A 16,017-nucleotide genomic window follows, 5' to 3' on the forward strand; every position below is an offset into this window, starting at 1 on the left:
GCAAAGGAAACACGCAGTCGTCAGACAGTGTCGCCCTTGCGCTGCAGGCCGGTGACCTTTTCGACGAAATCGGCGATGACAGTGGTGTCGTCCAGGTCGAAGACGGGCAGGTCGCTGTCGGCGACCGGGTGATCGGCGGCGATCGCGCAGATGTGCGGATCGGTGGGCGCCAGCGGCTCGCGGTTTGCCGATTCCAGGCGCCGCGCCTCGATCTTCGGGATCGGCTCGCGCTTGTAGCCTTCGATGAGCACGAGATCGCAAGGAGCAAGCCGCGCCAGGATCTCCTCGAAGCTTGGTTCCGGAGCACCACGCAATTCGTGCATGATTGCGAAGCGATTGTTGGAAACGATCGTCACCTCGTGGGCGCCGGCCTCGCGGTGGCGGTAACTGTCGGCGCCAACCTTGTCGATGTCGAAATCGTGGTGCGCATGCTTGACGGTCGAGACCACGTAGCCGCGCCGCGTCAGCTCGCTGACAAGGCGTACCATCAGTCCGGTCTTTCCGGAGTTTTTCCAGCCGGCAATGCCGAAGATCTTCATGGCGGTCATGCGTTTCTGTCCTCGAAAAGGCTCAACCATTCTTCTGCTTCGTTGAGATCACCCGGCGTGTTGACGTTGAAAAACGGATCGAACGCGCCCTTTGCCGTCGCGACAAGCGGAAAGTCGACGGTCACCGACGGGTGGCGCTCGATGAAGGCGCGGACACGCCGCTTCGGGTCGCTGGACAGCCAGATCTCCAGTGCGTCCGCCAGTGCCACTGGCCAAAGCGCAAACAGCGGATGCATTTGGCCGGCGGATGCCGCAACGGCAATCTGCTGACGTACCGTCATTGCTTCGGCGAGCCGAGCGACGAGATCGGTCGGAAAGAACGGCGTGTCGGTCGGCACCACCAGAACGTGGGATGCCTGGGAGGAGGCCGTCGCCGCATGGCGCATGGCCGCAAGCACACCGGCGAGCGGCCCGAGAAAGCCCGGAACCGTGTCGGCAACGACCGGCAGGCCTAGGGAGACGGCGTCCGTGGGCTCACTGTTCAGGTTGAGGGCGATGCTTTCGACCTGCGGCCGAAGCCGCGCGACGATCCGCGTGAGCATCGGCCGGCTGCCAAGGAGGAGGGCCGACTTCGGGCTACCCATGCGGCGCGACAGTCCACCGGCGAGGATGACGGCGGGCAGGCGGGGACTGATTGGAGAGGTCTTGGACATCCGACGGCTCCTATTCCAGCGGGCCTGTCAGCGAGCGCTGGGCGACCGCCTTCCTGCCGCGCCGGGTCTCGCGGTAGAATGTATAGAGGCCAGAGCCGATGATGACCGCGACACCCGCCAGCATCCACGCATCAGGCACTTCGGCAAAGAAGAAAATACCGATCAGGATCGACCAGATCAGGCTGGTGTAGCGGAAGGGGGCGATGACCGAAATGTCACCGGCGCGCATCGCCAGCACGATCGTCTGATAGCCGAGCATCAGAAGAACGCTCGCAGCGGCGATGTGGCCAAATGTCGTCGTCGACATCGGCTGCCAGCCGCCCATCGGCACGACGAGGGCCGCGCCGACGATCGTGGTCACAAGCGAGGTGGACACGGTGATGTAGAGCGACGGGACGTCATGGCCGATGCGGCGGGTACAGAGATCGCGGGTCGCGGTGACGAAAACGCAACCGACGACCGTCAGTGCCGCCGGGGTGAAGCCTTCGGGCCCGGGCCGGAGCACGATCAACACACCGATGAAACCAACGATGATGGCCGTCCAGCGGCGCCATCCGACCGGTTCACCGAGGAAGAGGGCGGCGCCGAGCGTCACGGCGAGCGGCAGCGCCTGCATGATCGCAGACGCATTGGCGAGCGGGATCTGGCCAAGGGCGGAAATATAGGTGACCGAGGCCAGCGCCTCCATGGCGATACGCAGCAGGATCACCGGGCGCATGAGAGTGCCAAGCGGGCGAAAGGCACGAAAGTGCCGGGCCGCAATCACCACCATCAGCGTCGTCAAGAGCCCCCGCACGAAGATGATCTGGCCGACATTCATCGCGCCAGTGACGGATTTGACCAGCGCGTCGTTGCAGGAGAACGTAACCATTGCCAGGCACATAAAAAGAATGCCGCGGAAATTGGTGGAGGCTTGCATGCTGGCTGTCCTGCGGCGCCGGGAGGGGGCGATTGCCTGCCGACGGATGGGGAGGCGAATCCATGGGCGTGGATCGCCCAATGTTTAAGCACTGGCCGCCGTCTTGTGCAAATGGGATCATCGGCAGCGCCGGATTTTCTTTCGGTGCAAGTAGAAGCGTTCGGTTCGGCCAAGATCCTTTGCCCGAAAGACTGTGGCGCGGCGGTAAAACGTACCCCTCGTTCATGCGTTTATTCGTGGAATCTTAAGTTTCGCTGCCTATCGTCGCCACAATTCCGCATCCATTCGCATGACGCGATCGGCGGGGTGGCCCGAGGGTAGACCTTTGCAGGGTGGCCATTCCAGGGGTGTTCGTCGAAACCCGGGAGAGGTTTCGGCAAATATCCAGACATTGCTTCGATCAAGAAGAAGCCGCCGCGCGGGCCTGTTCCCATAAGAATAATCAGGGGTGCGCAATGTCTGTCATCGATCGCCTGCTGCAACGCTTGCGAATCGTCACGAAGGTTCTGCTCTTCGTGGTTCCGCTCGTCGCGCTGATCGCCGGTATCGGCCTTATCGGCTTTTTCACCGCCCGCACGCTCAACGGTCATATGACCGTGACGCGGGAAACCATCAATAATCTCTCGGACTTCCAGGCGCTCCGCAGCGCGCTGCAGGCCTTCTCGGATGCGCCGAGCGAGGAAACGCGCGCTGCACTTGCAAGCGAGATCGACGAGCAGGAAAGCGGCGTCAAGGCGCTCGACGGGCTGTTGAGCCGCGGCGAGGACAAGGCGGAGATCGCCTCGGTGCTGGCGCTTGGCGAGGCGATGCGCAGCCAGACGGAAAAGCTCTGGACGACCAAGCTCGAACGAGATCAGGTGACGGCTTCGCTCGAGGCGGCTCTCGCCGACATGACCGAGCAGGGCAACGGCGCCTACAAGCAGATCGACATCATCCGCAAGGAATCCGGCGAGAAGGAAGCCTTCGCCAAGGCGCTGCTTTTCGATGCCGCCGCCTATCAGGGGCTGGCCGAGCGGATCAAGAAGTTCCGCCTGCCGGTGACCATGGCCGTCAATCCCGAGGCCAAGATCGACCAGGCGGGCAAGCTTTTGCCGCATCTCCTGAAACAGATTGACGAGGCCGAAAAAATCGCTTCGAAAAAGGTGCAGGCGCCGATCGCAGAGTTGAAGGGGCAGGCGCTGAAGGTTCAGGCGATTCTCGCCGGTTCAGAAGACAACGAGGCGAAGAAGAACGCGCTCGTGCCGATCCTCAGCAAGTTCTCGAAATATGAGGCTGACTTCGCCAAGGAGGCCGCGAAGAATTCGGACACGGCCGCCAAGCGCTTTGTTGGCATGGATGCCGAGATCTCGCAGCTGAAGACGCTGATCGCACTGATGGGCGAGACCTTCAAGGGTCTCGACAGCACGCGGCTGCATATCAGCGAGCTGCATCGCAAGCTCGATGGCTCAAGCCGCGACCTGGTGATGGCGGATATCAAGGCCGTTCGCGAAACGGCGGGCAAGCTCGCCGAGCTCGGCGGCAAGAATGCGGCCCTTCGCGATCTGCCGGCCAAGCTCGGACCCTCGCTTGAAAACATCGACAAGGATACGGCGGCGCTGATCGACGTCGGCGGGCGCTGGCAGGCGGCGAAGGCGGAAGCCTCGGCGCTCGTCGCTACCGCCAGCACGACGCTCGAAAGTTTCGTCAGCAGCGCGCAGGAGGCCGGCAAGGTCGACAGCCAGCGCTCGGCCGATGTCTCGATCGTGGCGATGGTCGCCGGCACATTGCTCGCCATCATCGGCGGGCTGATGCTGGTCGAGACGCTGCGCGGGCCGCTGAGGCGCGTGACGGAAACGATGACGCGCCTTGCCAATGGCGACCTTGACGTCGCGATCGAGGGCCGCAACCGCGGCGACGAGATCGGCGACATGGTGCGCTCGGTTGCCGTGTTCCGTGACAACGCGGTGGAAAACGTGCGGCTCGGACGCGAGGCGGAGGCCGCTCGTGCGCTGTCCGCAGAAGAAGACGCACGCCGGGCTGCGGAGCGGGCCCGGATCGAGGCCGAGCAGATGCAGGCGCTGAACGCCCTGTCGGACGTTCTTGCAGCGCTCGCCGACGGCAACCTCGAGGAAGGCATGGCCGAAGACCTGCCGGCCGACTATGTGATCATGGCCCGCACCTACAACAACGCGGTCGAGGCATTGCGCGCGACGCTCGCCGATGTCCGTCTTGTCACCGGCGAGATCACCGGCGGTACCGGCAATCTTGCCTCTTCGGCGGACGATCTTGCGCGCCGCACCGAGCAGCAGGCAGCCGCGCTCGAAGAAAGCTCGCGCGCCCTTCGACAGTTGACGGACATCGTCCGTGCGACCGCGGAGAGCGCCCGCAAGACGACCGTATCGGTCAGCGAAACCAACTCCTATGCCAAGCATTCCGGTCAGGTGGTCTCCAAGGCGATCGACGCCATGGCGGAGATCAACCGTTCGTCGGAGAAGATCAGCACGATCATCGGCGTCATCGACGAGATCGCCTTCCAGACCAACCTTTTGGCTCTGAACGCCGGTGTCGAGGCGGCGCGGGCAGGCGAGGCCGGCCGTGGTTTTGCTGTGGTGGCGCAGGAAGTGCGCGAACTCGCCCAGCGTTGCGCCGGGGCTGCCCGCGAGATCAAGGGGCTGATCTCGGAGAGCTCGGCGCAGGTCAGGAGCGGCGTCGCGCTGGTGCAGGAGACCGGGGATGCGCTGACCGTCATCAACAGCCACATCACCACGATCCATGACCTCGTCAGCAACATCGAGGCCTCGGCCGCCGACCAATATACCGGCCTCAATGAGGTGAACTCGGCCGTGCACGAGGTCGAGCTGATCACTCAGCAGAACGCCGCCATGGTCGAGGAGAACACCGCCGAAATCCATGGCCTGCGCCGACAGGTGGAGGCGCTCAACGAAAAGATCGAGCGCTTCCGGACCGGGACGGAAGGTATTGGTGCGCAGGCGCAGGGGCGTCGCACCTACGCGGCTTAGGTCTCGTTGCGAGTGTCGATTTTGGCATTGTCGGTGCGGACTTGCCCCTTACCCTAACCCTCTCCCCGCAGGCGGGGCGAGGGGACGTGCCCTGTGGCGCGGCCCACGGTAGGCAGCCGAGCGCCAACCGTTGAAACACCTATACGGCATACGTGGGGACACGAACGTGTGCCCCACATCCCTTCTCCCCAACTGCGTGGAGAAGGTGCCGGCAGGCGGTTGAGGGGCCGCCTGCCGGTTGTTCTTCTAAGTTGGTATTGTGCGGGACGATCAGCCGCCGGTGACGCTCATGTGGCGGGCGACGGCCGGGCGGTTATGGTCCCGGTCGATGATGAAGTCGTGGCCCTTCGGCTTGCGGCCGATCGCCTCGTCGATCACCTGGCTCAAATAGGCATCGTCTTCCGACGCACGGAGCGCGGTGCGCAGGTCGGCGGCGTCGTTCTGGCCTAGGCACATATAGAGCGTGCCGGTGCAGGTGAGGCGGACGCGGTTGCAGCTCTCGCAGAAATTATGCGTCATCGGAGTGATGAGGCCGAGCCGGCCGCCAGTCTCGGCGACTTCGAGATAGCGAGCGGGACCGCCGGTGCGGTAGGGAATGTCCGAGAATGTGAAGCTCTTTTCCAGCTGCCGGCGCATCTCGGAGAGCGGCATATAGTGGTCGGTGCGGTCTTCCTCGATCTCGCCCATCGGCATGGTTTCGATGAGGGTCAGGTCCATGCCGCGGCCGTGGGCCCAGCGCATCAGGTCAGGGATCTCCGCGTCGTTGAAGCCTTTCAGCGCAACCGCGTTGATCTTGATCTTGAGGCCGGCCGCCTGGGCCGCATCAATGCCCTCCATCACCTTGGCAAGGTCGCCCCAGCGGGTGATCTGATGAAATTTTGCCGGGTCGAGCGTGTCGAGCGAGACATTGATGCGCTTGACGCCGCAATCGGAAAGTTCAGCCGCATGCTTGGCAAGCTGCGAGCCGTTGGTGGTCAGCGTCAGCTCGTCGAGCCGGCCAGCTTCGATCTCCTTGCCGAGTTCGCGCACCAGGAACATGATGTTCTTGCGCACCAGCGGTTCGCCGCCGGTGAGCCTCAGCTTGCGCACGCCCTTGGCGATGAAGGCGGAACAGAGCCGGTGCAGTTCTTCGAGCGTCAGCAGATCCTTCTTCGGCAGGAAGGTCATGTGCTCGGCCATGCAATAGGTGCAGCGGAAATCGCATCGGTCGGTGACGGACACGCGCAGATAGGTGATCGCCCTGCCGAAGGGGTCGATCATCGGAGCCGACTTCTGCTGAAGCGGCAGGGCGCCTAGTCTATCTATCGTGGCTGTGTTCAAAATGTCTTTCTCCCAGCGCTTTCAATGTCGTCGCCGAAGATGGTCGCGTCAAGGCGCATACTGTCGCAAAGTGTTGATCGGAAGAGCAGGGTAATTCTCGCAAGCCGATTTCTGCGCTAGTGGATATCCGTCCCCACGCTTGGCGCCGCATCGGGGGCGGGAGGTTTCAGTGGACGATATGTCATGAAACAGCCGGCGGATCACGGCGAATGAGCGGCAACGTGTTTGCCGTATGCGAACGGGAGCAGTCGATATGAGCGAAATCTGGCCGACGGAACTTCGGGTGTCGAAGGATCGCCATAGACTTGTCATCACCTTCAACGACGGCGCCTCCTTCGATCTTTCAGCCGAGATGCTGCGCGTACTATCGCCGTCTGCCGAGGTGCAGGGCCATGGTCCCGGACAGCGGGTGACTGTGCCTGGCAAGCGTAACGTGCAGATCATTTCGGTGCAGCCAACCGGCAACTATGCGGTGCGTATCGGTTTTGACGATTTTCACGACACCGGCATCTTCACCTGGACCTATCTGCGCGAACTCGGCGAAAAAGGTGGAGACCTGTTCGCCGGCTACGAGCAGGAACTTGCCGACAAGGGCATGTCGCGCGACAGGGCGGAAAAGCCGCGCTGACGTTGGCTGCGCCTTTCGTCAGGCCAGTTCGTCCTCTTCCTTCAGCAGCATGCCGATCAGCCGCTCCATGGATCGCGTGACCACCACGCAGTCCTCCAACGGCTCGTCGTCCAGCAATTTCTCGATCAGCGCCGTGTGGATCTCCATGGCTGCCTCGGTAAGGTTGCGCCCCTCCTGGGTCAGCGACAACCGCAGCACGCGTTTGTCCTTCTCGTCGCCGCGGCGCAGGATCAGGCCGCGCTTTTCGAGCTGCGGTAGAAGCATGCTCATATTGGAGCGGCCAACCAGCAGTTTGCGTGCCAGTTCCTGCTGCGAAATGCCCTCGAAGCGGTAGAGGTTGATCAGGATATCGAGGTGAGGCGGCTTGATGTCGAGATGAGCGATCTCACGCGTCACCGTCTGCTGCATGAGCTGGCAGGCACGCGCAACGGCGATCCAGCTGCGGAAGCGGGGATGGTCCCAGGGAAAATGATGTTCTGTCGTCACTTGATTTTTGTTCATCGTTGTACAATTATGTTCAGCATTGAACATATAAAGAGATTCTCACTATGGCATCCTTTGCGATCAAGGTCATCCGCAACGCGCTGAAAGGCGTCGCCGTGTTTTCACCCGAGGCGGCAGGCCAGCTCGCCTTCCGTCTCTTCAGCGTCACGCCCGGCCGAAAGCCGAAGAACGCCAAGGAAAAGGCGGCGCTTGTCGCCGCAGAGCCCGTGATCGCCAAGGGCCAGCCGGTGACGCTTTCCTATGCCGGCGGCTGGGTGCTGGCACGGCAGTTCGCGGCGCCGCGCGGTGCGGCGAATGCCAAGCGCATCCTGCTGGTCCATGGCTGGGGATCGCGCAGCGATTATCTGGCCGCAATGATCGACGGTCTTGTCAACGGCGGCGCGGAGGTGGTGACGCTCGACTGGCCAGGTCACGGCGGCTCGCCTGGACGAACGCTGACCATGCCGGACGCGGTGCGCGCCATCGACGCCGCCTGGCGGCATTTCGGCAATTTCGACGTCTGCGTCGGCCATTCCTTCGGCGGCGCAAGTCTTGCATGCTCGGCCGGCGGCATCGTCTGTGATGTGCGCAGCCATGTTGCAAGGAAGCTGGTCCTGATCGGTGCCCCCAGCGAGATGACGTGGCTATTCAAGGGGTTCGGAAAGGTTCTTCGCCTGGCTCCGAAAACGCAGGCTGCCTTCGAAGCCGTGGTCGAACGGCTCTCCGGCCGTCGTCTCGAGGACTTCGACGCCGCAAGGGTGATCAGCGTCCTGGCCGTGCCGACACTGATCATTCATGCCGAGGACGACAAAGAGGTCGCGGCCGATCATGCGCGTCGTTATGCAGCGGCCGGACCGAATGTCGAGATGCATTGGGCAAACGGCCTCGGCCACCGCCGGATTGTTTCGGCTGCACCGGTGATCGCGCGGATCAACGCCTTCATACACGCGGAAGATCAAAAAGCCGCCGCCTGACCATTTTTCGTTGCTGTCGTCATCAGGCTGTCATGCTATCGGTCGATGGGACGATTGAAACCCGTGGCTGCGAGAGCGCGGCACGTGGGGAGCCAGGCAGCATTGGAGGACGGCATGTCGGTGATCACCTCGGTCGAGGAACTGAGTGCGCTCTATGGCGGCGCCAGCGAAGCGTCGGTGGCCAAGGTGACCAAGGCGCTGACGGCCGAGTATCGGCAGATGATCGAAGCCTCGCCATTCTGCGCGCTTGCCACCGTCGGGCCGGAAGGGCTCGACTGTTCCCCGCGCGGCGACGACGCCTGCGTTGTCCGGATCGCCGACGACAGGACGGTACTGCTGCCCGACTGGCGCGGCAACAACCGCGTTGATTCGCTGGCCAACATCGTGCGTGACCCGCGTGTGGCGCTGATGTTCCTGATCCCCGGCTCGAACACGACGATGCGCATCAACGGCACGGCGGTCCTCAGCGTCGATCCAGACTTGACCGGGAGCTTCGAGGTTGACGGCAAACATCCGCGCAGTGTGATCGTCGTCACGATCGTCGAGGTCTATTTCCAATGCGCCCGCGCCGTCATGCGGGCGCAGCTGTGGAACCCCGAACGCTTCCTCGATCCGGCATCGCTGCCGACCCCCGGCACGCTGCTCAAAGCCGCCAAGGCGGATTTCGATCGCGAGACCTATGACCGCGAATGGCCGGAGCGCGCTGCCAAGACCATGTGGTAAGCTGCCGTCCGGGCAGACTGGGCCGGTCGCCCGTCTAGATGGGCTGGCGGTTGGAGGCGAGGGTGAGGCGGCAAGGTCTGACGAGTGTGTCCGCCGCGTTCTGCCTGCTCGCCGTCTTGGCTGGCAAGGCGTGGGCTTCGGAGCCGACGCTCGCCGAAAAACTGTCCGCCTTGGTTGCTGCCTATCCTGACATCATAGACCGTGTCGACGGCAATGCCCTGATCCTCAGGGATGGCGGGGCGCCGCTCGTTATCGATGACGGGAGGACGAAAAGCCACGTCGAGAAACTGGCCAAGGCGGATATCGAAGACAGCTTGTCGCAGATCTATCCGCTGGGCACCTGCGCGCGCCCTCCGGCCGTCGATTTCGATCCGGGGCGTATCCGCAGCGAAGCGCTGCTGAAAAGGCTCTATGGCGGCAACGCCGCCTCGGTCCGGCGCGATCTCGTCACCGTCAGCTGGTTCGGAGAACGCCTGCGGGTGACGAAGAGGCACGGCGCGGCGCAGGCGCTCAAAGCCGTCGCAGCCGATCTTTCGCGGCGGACGGAACTCCGGCGCTATCTCGTGCCAAGCGCCGGTACGTTCAACTGGCGACCCATTGCCGGTGCTTCAACGCTTTCTGTCCACAGCTTCGGTGCGGCGATCGATCTCAACACGGACTTCGCCGACTATTGGCGCTGGGCCGGCAAGGCAGGTGGTGGTGCCTTTCGCAATCGCTATCCGCTGGAGATTGTCGCGATCTTCGAGCGGCACGGCTTCATCTGGGGCGGCCGCTGGTATCACTTCGACACGATGCATTTCGAGTACCGGCCAGAGCTGGTTGCGATCGCCCGGGCCGCAGGAGCCAACGCCTGCGGCCGCTAGCCGGTGGTGGTTCGTTACAAGCTCAATTGCGAACGATCACCGTGGCGCCGATCTCGACGCTGGCATAGAGGTGCTCGACGTCCTCGTTAGCCATACGGATGCAGCCCGACGACATCGCCTTGCCGATCGACGACGGCTGGTTGGTGCCGTGGATGCGGTAGATGGTGGAGCCGAGATACATGGCGCGCGCGCCGAGCGGGTTGTCGACGCCGCCCTTCATGCTGATCGGCAGGATCTTGCCCTTCCTCGCCTCGCGCGCGCGCATTTTTTCCGGCGGCGTCCAGGTCGGCCATTCGGCCTTGCGGCTGACCGTGTTGGTGCCGGTCCACAGGAAGCCGCTGCGGCCGACGCTGACCGCATATTTGACCGCAACGCCGCCACCGAGGATGTGGTAGAGGCGGCGCTCGGAATTGTCGACGATGATCGTACCTGGGGCGACAGCTTCGTTGAAGGCAACCAGTTCGCGCGGGATCGGTGACTGGCTGATGTTCCGGCGCGCGGTCTTCGATTTTGCGCCATCCTTTGAAAGAAGCTGAAGCGTACTCGTCTTGGCAGCGGCGCTATCGAGCGAGGCGACCGTGATCGGCGCGTCGTCCGTGGCCTTAGCCAACGGGGCGACACCGGTAAAGAAGCTGGTGGCAATCAGGGCTGCGAGAATGGTCTTCATGGTGGTTCCCCTCGGTTGCGGGAACCGTCCGCGCCTGTCCTCAAGCGGTTGTTCCCCGTTGAGGACCGTTCTAGCGGTTGTGGCGAAAAGCGGCTGTTTCCAAAGGAACGCGGCTTTCAAACGTCAAAGGCGCCCGGAAGGGGCGCCCATTGTCAGTTGCAGGACAGCATCAGGAGCCGTGCGTCAGCGCCGGTAGATCAGCCAGTTTCGGCCGGATTCCTTGCGCATGCCGTCTTCGAAAAGAACAGTCTTGTTGCGGCCGGCATTCTTGGCCGAATAGAGCGCGATATCCGCCTTGTTGTAGAGATCGACGGGATCCTCTGCCGCCGTTGCCATGCAGACACCAACGGAAAGCGTAATCGGGCCGTAATTGACCCCCGTCTTCGAGTTGCGGAACGGCGTTGCCGCAAGCACGGTGCGGATGCGGTCGGCAATCTGCAGGCATTCTTCCTGGCTGCTGTCGCCGAGGATGATGGCGAACTCCTCGCCGCCGGTGCGCGCCACGAAGGCTTCGCGGCGCAAATTGGCGCGCAGCACGCCGCCGACGGTCGCAAGGATCTTGTCGCCGACCGGATGGCCGAAGGTGTCGTTGACCTTCTTGAAGTGGTCGATATCGGCAACCAGCAGGCCGGTAAAATTCTTCAGGTGCTCATTGTTGTAGACCGCCGCGAGATTGTCGTCGAAGGCCCGGCGGTTGGCGAGCCGCGTCAAGGAATCCGTGTTGGCGATGCGCTTGTATTCGTCGAGCTCCTGCCGGATGACTTCCATCTCGAAGGATTTCTGAACGACCGTCTGGACGCGTTCCTTGCCCTGGTTCATCGTCTCGGCCGTCGCATCCGTCAGAATGCCGATGGCATGGCGCAGGATGTCGGCGCTGGACGCACTCTTGCTGACAATGTTGACATAGGCCTCGTCGAGAACCTTGTTGTAGTTCTCGAGTGCGTATTGCTCGTCTTTCAGCAGCGTGACGAGTTCGGCAAGTTTGGCCGCAAGTGTGGTGTGGGCGCGCTCAATCCCGGTTGAGCGATGAATATGGCTGAAATACTGCGCACCGATCGCGTCCAGCTCTTCCTGAGTCGCCCGGCTCCCGAGTGCCGCGAGCTCCTTTGACAGCTGCGGGTTGGACCCAAGATAGGCTTCGTAATAGAGCTCGTAATTGCGGGGGATGGGTGCCACACCCATCATGCGCATGGCATGGGTCACCTGCGCTGCGATATCGGGCGTCTGAGATTTGCCCGAGTTTGCCGTTTGCATCTGCAAACCCCCTAATATTAATCACTGCTTACTGGTTGTGATTTTTAGGGGCAAATGATTTGCGAAGTCTTAATATTTGCCGCCGCCGCGTGGCGCACATTGTCCGGTTGCGGCTGTTTCCACTGACCGGGTGCGCCTTTGCGAGCTGAAACCACGGCGCCATTCAAGCGCCGTGGCGTGTCAAAATGGGTCAGGCCGGGCTGATCATCGTCTCGGGGCGGACGACCGCGTCGAACTCCTCGTTCGTCACGTAGCCGCCGCCGACCGCTTCTTCGCGCAGCGTCGTTCCGTTCTTGTGCGCGGTCTTGGCGATCTTGGCTGCGTTGTCGTAGCCGATCTTCGGTGCGAGTGCGGTCACCAGCATCAGCGAGCGGTCGAGCGCTGCCTTGATGTTGTCCTCGCGCGCTTCGATGCCGACGACGCAATTGTCGGTGAAGGAGATGGCTGCGTCGGAAAGCAGCTGCACCGACTGCAGGAAGTTGTAGGCCATCAGTGGATTGAAGACGTTGAGCTCGAAATGGCCCTGGCTGCCGGCGAAGGTCAGCGCCGCGTGGTTGCCGAAGACCTGGACGCAGACCTGGGTGAGCGCTTCGCACTGGGTCGGATTGACCTTGCCGGGCATGATCGACGAGCCGGGCTCGTTTTCCGGCAGCGACAGTTCGCCGAGGCCCGAGCGCGGGCCGGAGCCGAGGAAGCGGATGTCGTTGGCGATCTTGAAGAGGGCAGCTGCGGTCGCGTTGATCGCGCCGTGGCTGAAGACCATGGAATCATGGGCGGCCAGCGCCTCGAACTTGTTCGGCGCCGAGGTGAAGGCGATGCCGGTGATCTTGGCGATCTCTTCGGCGACCTTCTCGGCAAAGCCGATGGGCGCATTGAGGCCAGTACCGACGGCCGTGCCGCCCTGGGCGAGTTCGCAAAGGCCCGGCAGCGTCATCTCGATGCGCTTGATCGACGAGGCGACCTGAGCGGCATAGCCGGAGAATTCCTGGCCGAGCGTCAGCGGCGTTGCGTCCTGCGTGTGGGTACGGCCGATCTTGATGATGTGATCGAACGCCTTGACCTTGGCTTCGAGCGCCTTGTGCAGGTGCTTGAGCGCCGGCAGCAGGTCATGGATCACGCGCTCTGCGCAGGCGATGTGCATAGCCGTCGGGTAGGTGTCGTTCGACGACTGGCTCATGTTGACGTGATCGTTCGGATGCACGGGCTTCTTCGAGCCCATGACGCCGCCGAGCAGTTCAATTGCACGGTTCGAGATCACTTCGTTGGCGTTCATGTTCGACTGGGTGCCCGAACCGGTCTGCCAGACGACGAGCGGGAAGTGGTCGTTGAGCTTGCCGTCGATCACTTCCTGCGATGCCTTCACGATGGCATCGGCGACCGTCGAATCCAGACGGCCAAGCGCCTGGTTGGTGCGGGCGGCAGCCTGCTTGACGATGCCAAGCGCCCGGACGATCGAGGCCGGCTGTTTTTCCCAACCGATTTTGAAGTTGCCGAGCGAACGCTGGGCCTGGGCGCCCCAATAGCGGTCGTTTGCCACTTCGATGGGGCCGAACGTATCTGTTTCCGTGCGCGTCGATGTCATCGTGATACCTGCCTTGATCATGCGGTTCATGAAGTCTGGGCGAGGGGCGGGATGGCGCACCTCCCCAGCGTGTCGGGCCTCTCTCTGCCCCGCCTGCCTGAGCTTGTAAAGGGGCGTGGTCAGGCTTGCCATGCTACAATCGTTTGAAAGGCTGCAGCGCAAGGAAGCGCGCGCCGGGCGGCCGTGATTCGAAGGTTGCCGACCCGCCTTCGCCGTTGTGATGTTTCGGTCACAGGCGTCGCCTTCTTTTCACGCACCGATCAGGCGCCCGGGTGCGTTCCACCGCTGCCGCCACAATAAAATCCATATGGATCAAATTTTTATCGTCGCTCGAACGTCTTCTAAATGAGGTGTTTCCGAGCATTTGGAGAGAGAGTTGAAGGCGGTTGGCGTCAGCGCGTTTCCTTTTCATTCACCATCCTTTTCTATAACTTTTGCTGCACGAGGGCGTGGCGAGAATTTGGCTTCAGTCGAATTCGGCGACAACGCGATACGGGGACGTAGTTTCATATGAGAGTTATTAAGACGGCAGCGATCGTGGCGCTCATGAGCGGCTGTGCGATCGCGACCATGGATGCGCGGCCAGCTTCGGCCTTCACGCTAGGCGATTTCATCCGGGCAGGCAGGAAGAAGCCGGACGCGCAGCGGGCCCCAGCCTATGAGGCGCTGCCGGGCGTCGGAACGATGGTCGACCCGCAGCAAAACGCGGCCAAGCCGCTGCCAAAGGTTACGGGCCCGAAATATTACACCTACAAGGCGGAGCCGCTGCGTCGCATCTCGACCGACAAGCTGCTTGACCCCGTCGTCACCGGTTCGGTGCGCAACGATGCCCTGCCGCCGATGCTGCGCCCGCCGCTTGCCGATGCGCGGCAGTTCCTGCCTGAGATCAACGTTCGCGCTTCCGCCGATGTCGCCAAGGCTGTCGAGGCTCACTACGGTGGCCGGACGGACTTCATCTGGATTGGTGCCGAAGGTGTCAGCGCCAAGGCGAAGGCTGCCGTTGCCGTTCTTGCCGATGCCGCCAAGGTCGGTCTCGACCCGCAGGATTATGCCGTAACCGTGCCGGCGGATACGTTCGATCGGGGCGACATGATCGCGCGCGAGAAAGAACTGCTGCAGTTCGAGATCTCGCTTTCCGCGGCAACGCTCAGCTACATCCAGGACACGGTGCGCGGTCGCATCGATCCGAACAAGATCTCCGGTTATCACGATTTCAAGCGCAAGACGGTCGAACTCGGCCCGCTTCTCGACAAGATGTCGGCGAGCGGCGACGTGGCCACGCTGCTCAACGACCAGAACCCGAAGAGCGCGCAGTTCGCGGCGCTCTCCGTCGAGCTGGAGAAGCTGCGGTCGGAACAGGGCACGGAGCAGCGCGTCGAAATCGCGCCAGGCACCCTGCTGAAGCCGGGCCAGAGCAATCCCGAGCTCGCAAACATCGTCGCCGGTATCCGCCTCAAGGGCTCCGAAGCCCTGAAGGCCGAACACGCTGCGGTGCTTGCCGCCTACCAGGGCACGCCGGACTATACGCCGGAGCTGGTGATGGTGGTCGAGGCGTTCCAGAAGGAAAACGGTCTGAAGGCGGACGGCGTCGTCGGCCAGGCGTCGCTGCGCATCCTGACCGGCGGCGACACGGTGACGAGCAAGATCAACAAGCTTGAGATTGCCATGGAGCAATCGCGCTGGCTGCCGGATGGTCTCGGCGATCGCTATGTCTTCATCAACCAGCCGGCCTTCACTGCGACCTATACCGACAACGGCGCCGAGCAGTTCTCGATGCGCGTCGTGGTCGGCTCGAAGGCGAACCAGACCTACTTCTTCCAGGACGAGATCCAGACGGTCGAGGTCAATCCCTATTGGGGCGTACCGCAATCGATCATCGTCAACGAGATGCTGCCGAAGCTCAGGAACGACCCGAACTATCTCGACCGGATGGGTTATCAGGTCGAGGTCGGCGGCCGCGCGGTCCCGTCCTCGTCGGTCAACTGGTACGGCTCGACCGCATCGGTCGCGGTGCGCCAGCCGCCGAGCAGCGACAATGCGCTTGGCGAACTGAAGATCCTCTTCCCCAATAGCCACGCGATCTACATGCACGACACGCCGTCGAAGAGCTTCTTCAATCGTGACAACCGGGCGCTGAGCCACGGTTGCGTGCGCCTTGCCGATCCGCGGCGCATGGCGGCGGCCGTGCTTGGAACGAGCATCGACGACGTCGGTAACGAGATCGCCGGCGGCCACAACAAGGCGCTTCAGGTTCCGGTCAAGGTTCCGGTCTACGTCGCCTATTTCACCGCCTGGCCGAACAAGGACGGCGCGGTTGAGTATTTCAACGACGTCTATGAACGTGACATGTACGTGAACCGCGCTTTCGAGGCGACGCGAAACGCCCGCGGGGCGGAAGGCTAAG

The 16,017-nt window shown here is 62.6% G+C and carries 14 protein-coding genes; 6 read left to right on the forward strand and 8 right to left on the reverse strand.

The features are described 5' to 3' along the window. Positions 1–20: 20 nt before the first annotated feature. The 3 genes from mobB to BBX50_RS08395 are packed head-to-tail and all read right to left on the reverse strand — an operon-like array spanning position 21 to position 2,120. Complete coding sequence (mobB, locus tag BBX50_RS08385; RefSeq protein ID WP_139108221.1) at positions 21–548, reverse strand: molybdopterin-guanine dinucleotide biosynthesis protein B; 528 nt, start codon at positions 546–548, stop codon at positions 21–23. After that, complete coding sequence (gene mobA / locus BBX50_RS08390; RefSeq protein ID WP_065774864.1) at positions 545–1,201, reverse strand: molybdenum cofactor guanylyltransferase MobA; 657 nt, start codon at positions 1,199–1,201, stop codon at positions 545–547. Before mobA ends, mobB begins: the two co-directional genes overlap by 4 nt. 10 nt (positions 1,202–1,211) lie before the next feature. Continuing rightward, positions 1,212–2,120 carry a DMT family transporter gene (locus tag BBX50_RS08395; RefSeq protein WP_065774865.1) on the reverse strand — a complete coding sequence of 303 codons (909 nt, stop codon included), beginning with the start codon at positions 2,118–2,120 and terminating at the stop codon, positions 1,212–1,214. A gap of 455 nt (positions 2,121–2,575) precedes the next feature. Between BBX50_RS08395 and BBX50_RS08400 the strand changes: the two genes are divergently transcribed. Next, positions 2,576–5,119 (forward strand): methyl-accepting chemotaxis protein, encoded by a 2,544-nt coding sequence (locus tag BBX50_RS08400; protein WP_065774866.1) that lies wholly within the window; start codon positions 2,576–2,578, stop codon positions 5,117–5,119. A 270-nt stretch (positions 5,120–5,389) separates the two neighbouring features. Here the strand turns inward: BBX50_RS08400 and moaA are convergent, their stop codons facing one another. Continuing rightward, positions 5,390–6,439 (reverse strand): GTP 3',8-cyclase MoaA, encoded by a 1,050-nt coding sequence (moaA, locus tag BBX50_RS08405; RefSeq protein WP_083213587.1) that lies wholly within the window; start codon positions 6,437–6,439, stop codon positions 5,390–5,392. A 253-nt stretch (positions 6,440–6,692) separates the two neighbouring features. Here moaA and BBX50_RS08410 point away from each other — a divergent pair, with 253 nt between their 5' ends. Further along, positions 6,693–7,067, forward strand: a complete 375-nt coding sequence (locus tag BBX50_RS08410) for a DUF971 domain-containing protein (protein ID WP_065774868.1) — start codon at positions 6,693–6,695, stop codon at positions 7,065–7,067. 18 nt (positions 7,068–7,085) lie between these two features. Here the strand turns inward: BBX50_RS08410 and BBX50_RS08415 are convergent, their stop codons facing one another. Next, positions 7,086–7,568, reverse strand: coding sequence for a MarR family transcriptional regulator (locus tag BBX50_RS08415; protein ID WP_065774869.1), 483 nt, complete (start codon positions 7,566–7,568; stop codon positions 7,086–7,088). Between the two features lie 47 nt (positions 7,569–7,615). On the opposite strand from BBX50_RS08415, the gene BBX50_RS08420 reads away from it, so the two are divergent. The 3 genes from BBX50_RS08420 to BBX50_RS08430 all read left to right on the forward strand — a co-directional run bounded on the left by BBX50_RS08420 (position 7,616) and on the right by BBX50_RS08430 (position 10,110). Continuing rightward, entirely contained in the window at positions 7,616–8,524 is a 909-nt protein-coding gene (locus BBX50_RS08420) for an alpha/beta hydrolase (protein WP_065774870.1), read from the forward strand. A gap of 114 nt (positions 8,525–8,638) precedes the next feature. Next, on the forward strand, positions 8,639–9,247 hold the full coding sequence (locus BBX50_RS08425; RefSeq protein WP_065774871.1) for a pyridoxamine 5'-phosphate oxidase family protein: 609 nt from the start codon (positions 8,639–8,641) through the stop codon (positions 9,245–9,247). A 62-nt stretch (positions 9,248–9,309) separates the two neighbouring features. After that, complete coding sequence (locus BBX50_RS08430; RefSeq protein WP_244513116.1) at positions 9,310–10,110, forward strand: M15 family metallopeptidase; 801 nt, start codon at positions 9,310–9,312, stop codon at positions 10,108–10,110. A 22-nt stretch (positions 10,111–10,132) separates the two neighbouring features. Here BBX50_RS08430 and BBX50_RS08435 read toward each other — a convergent pair whose 3' ends face one another. The 3 genes from BBX50_RS08435 to fumC form a co-directional block, all read right to left on the reverse strand. Next, on the reverse strand, positions 10,133–10,777 hold the full coding sequence (locus BBX50_RS08435; protein ID WP_065774873.1) for a L,D-transpeptidase: 645 nt from the start codon (positions 10,775–10,777) through the stop codon (positions 10,133–10,135). Positions 10,778–10,960: 183 nt separating this feature from the next. Next, on the reverse strand, positions 10,961–12,031 hold the full coding sequence (locus BBX50_RS08440) for a GGDEF domain-containing protein (RefSeq protein WP_065774874.1): 1,071 nt from the start codon (positions 12,029–12,031) through the stop codon (positions 10,961–10,963). Positions 12,032–12,221: 190 nt separating this feature from the next. Further along, the gene (gene fumC / locus BBX50_RS08445) at positions 12,222–13,643 is read right to left on the reverse strand and encodes a class II fumarate hydratase (RefSeq protein ID WP_139108222.1); all 1,422 of its coding nucleotides are present in this window, start codon (positions 13,641–13,643) and stop codon (positions 12,222–12,224) included. Positions 13,644–14,123: 480 nt separating this feature from the next. On the opposite strand from fumC, the gene BBX50_RS08450 reads away from it, so the two are divergent. After that, entirely contained in the window at positions 14,124–16,016 is a 1,893-nt protein-coding gene (locus tag BBX50_RS08450; RefSeq protein WP_065774875.1) for a murein L,D-transpeptidase, read from the forward strand. Position 16,017 lies beyond the last annotated feature (1 nt).

The organism is Ensifer sp. LC11, assembly GCF_001695835.1.
In the GTDB taxonomy this organism is placed as follows: domain Bacteria; phylum Pseudomonadota; class Alphaproteobacteria; order Rhizobiales; family Rhizobiaceae; genus Ensifer.

Excerpts from the sequence above, each read along its gene's own strand:
- mobB (WP_139108221.1), bottom strand. The coding sequence starts at position 548 with ATGACCGCCATGAAGATCTTCGGCATTGCCGGCTGGAAAAACTCCGGA.
- mobA (WP_065774864.1), bottom strand. The coding sequence starts at position 1,201 with ATGTCCAAGACCTCTCCAATCAGTCCCCGCCTGCCCGCCGTCATCCTC.
- BBX50_RS08395 (WP_065774865.1), bottom strand. The coding sequence starts at position 2,120 with ATGCAAGCCTCCACCAATTTCCGCGGCATTCTTTTTATGTGCCTGGCA.
- BBX50_RS08400 (WP_065774866.1), top strand. The coding sequence starts at position 2,576 with ATGTCTGTCATCGATCGCCTGCTGCAACGCTTGCGAATCGTCACGAAG.
- BBX50_RS08410 (WP_065774868.1), top strand. The coding sequence starts at position 6,693 with ATGAGCGAAATCTGGCCGACGGAACTTCGGGTGTCGAAGGATCGCCAT.
- BBX50_RS08415 (WP_065774869.1), bottom strand. The coding sequence starts at position 7,568 with ATGAACAAAAATCAAGTGACGACAGAACATCATTTTCCCTGGGACCAT.
- BBX50_RS08420 (WP_065774870.1), top strand. The coding sequence starts at position 7,616 with ATGGCATCCTTTGCGATCAAGGTCATCCGCAACGCGCTGAAAGGCGTC.
- BBX50_RS08425 (WP_065774871.1), top strand. The coding sequence starts at position 8,639 with ATGTCGGTGATCACCTCGGTCGAGGAACTGAGTGCGCTCTATGGCGGC.
- BBX50_RS08435 (WP_065774873.1), bottom strand. The coding sequence starts at position 10,777 with ATGAAGACCATTCTCGCAGCCCTGATTGCCACCAGCTTCTTTACCGGT.
- BBX50_RS08440 (WP_065774874.1), bottom strand. The coding sequence starts at position 12,031 with ATGCAAACGGCAAACTCGGGCAAATCTCAGACGCCCGATATCGCAGCG.
- fumC (WP_139108222.1), bottom strand. The coding sequence starts at position 13,643 with ATGAACCGCATGATCAAGGCAGGTATCACGATGACATCGACGCGCACG.
- BBX50_RS08450 (WP_065774875.1), top strand. The coding sequence starts at position 14,124 with ATGAGAGTTATTAAGACGGCAGCGATCGTGGCGCTCATGAGCGGCTGT.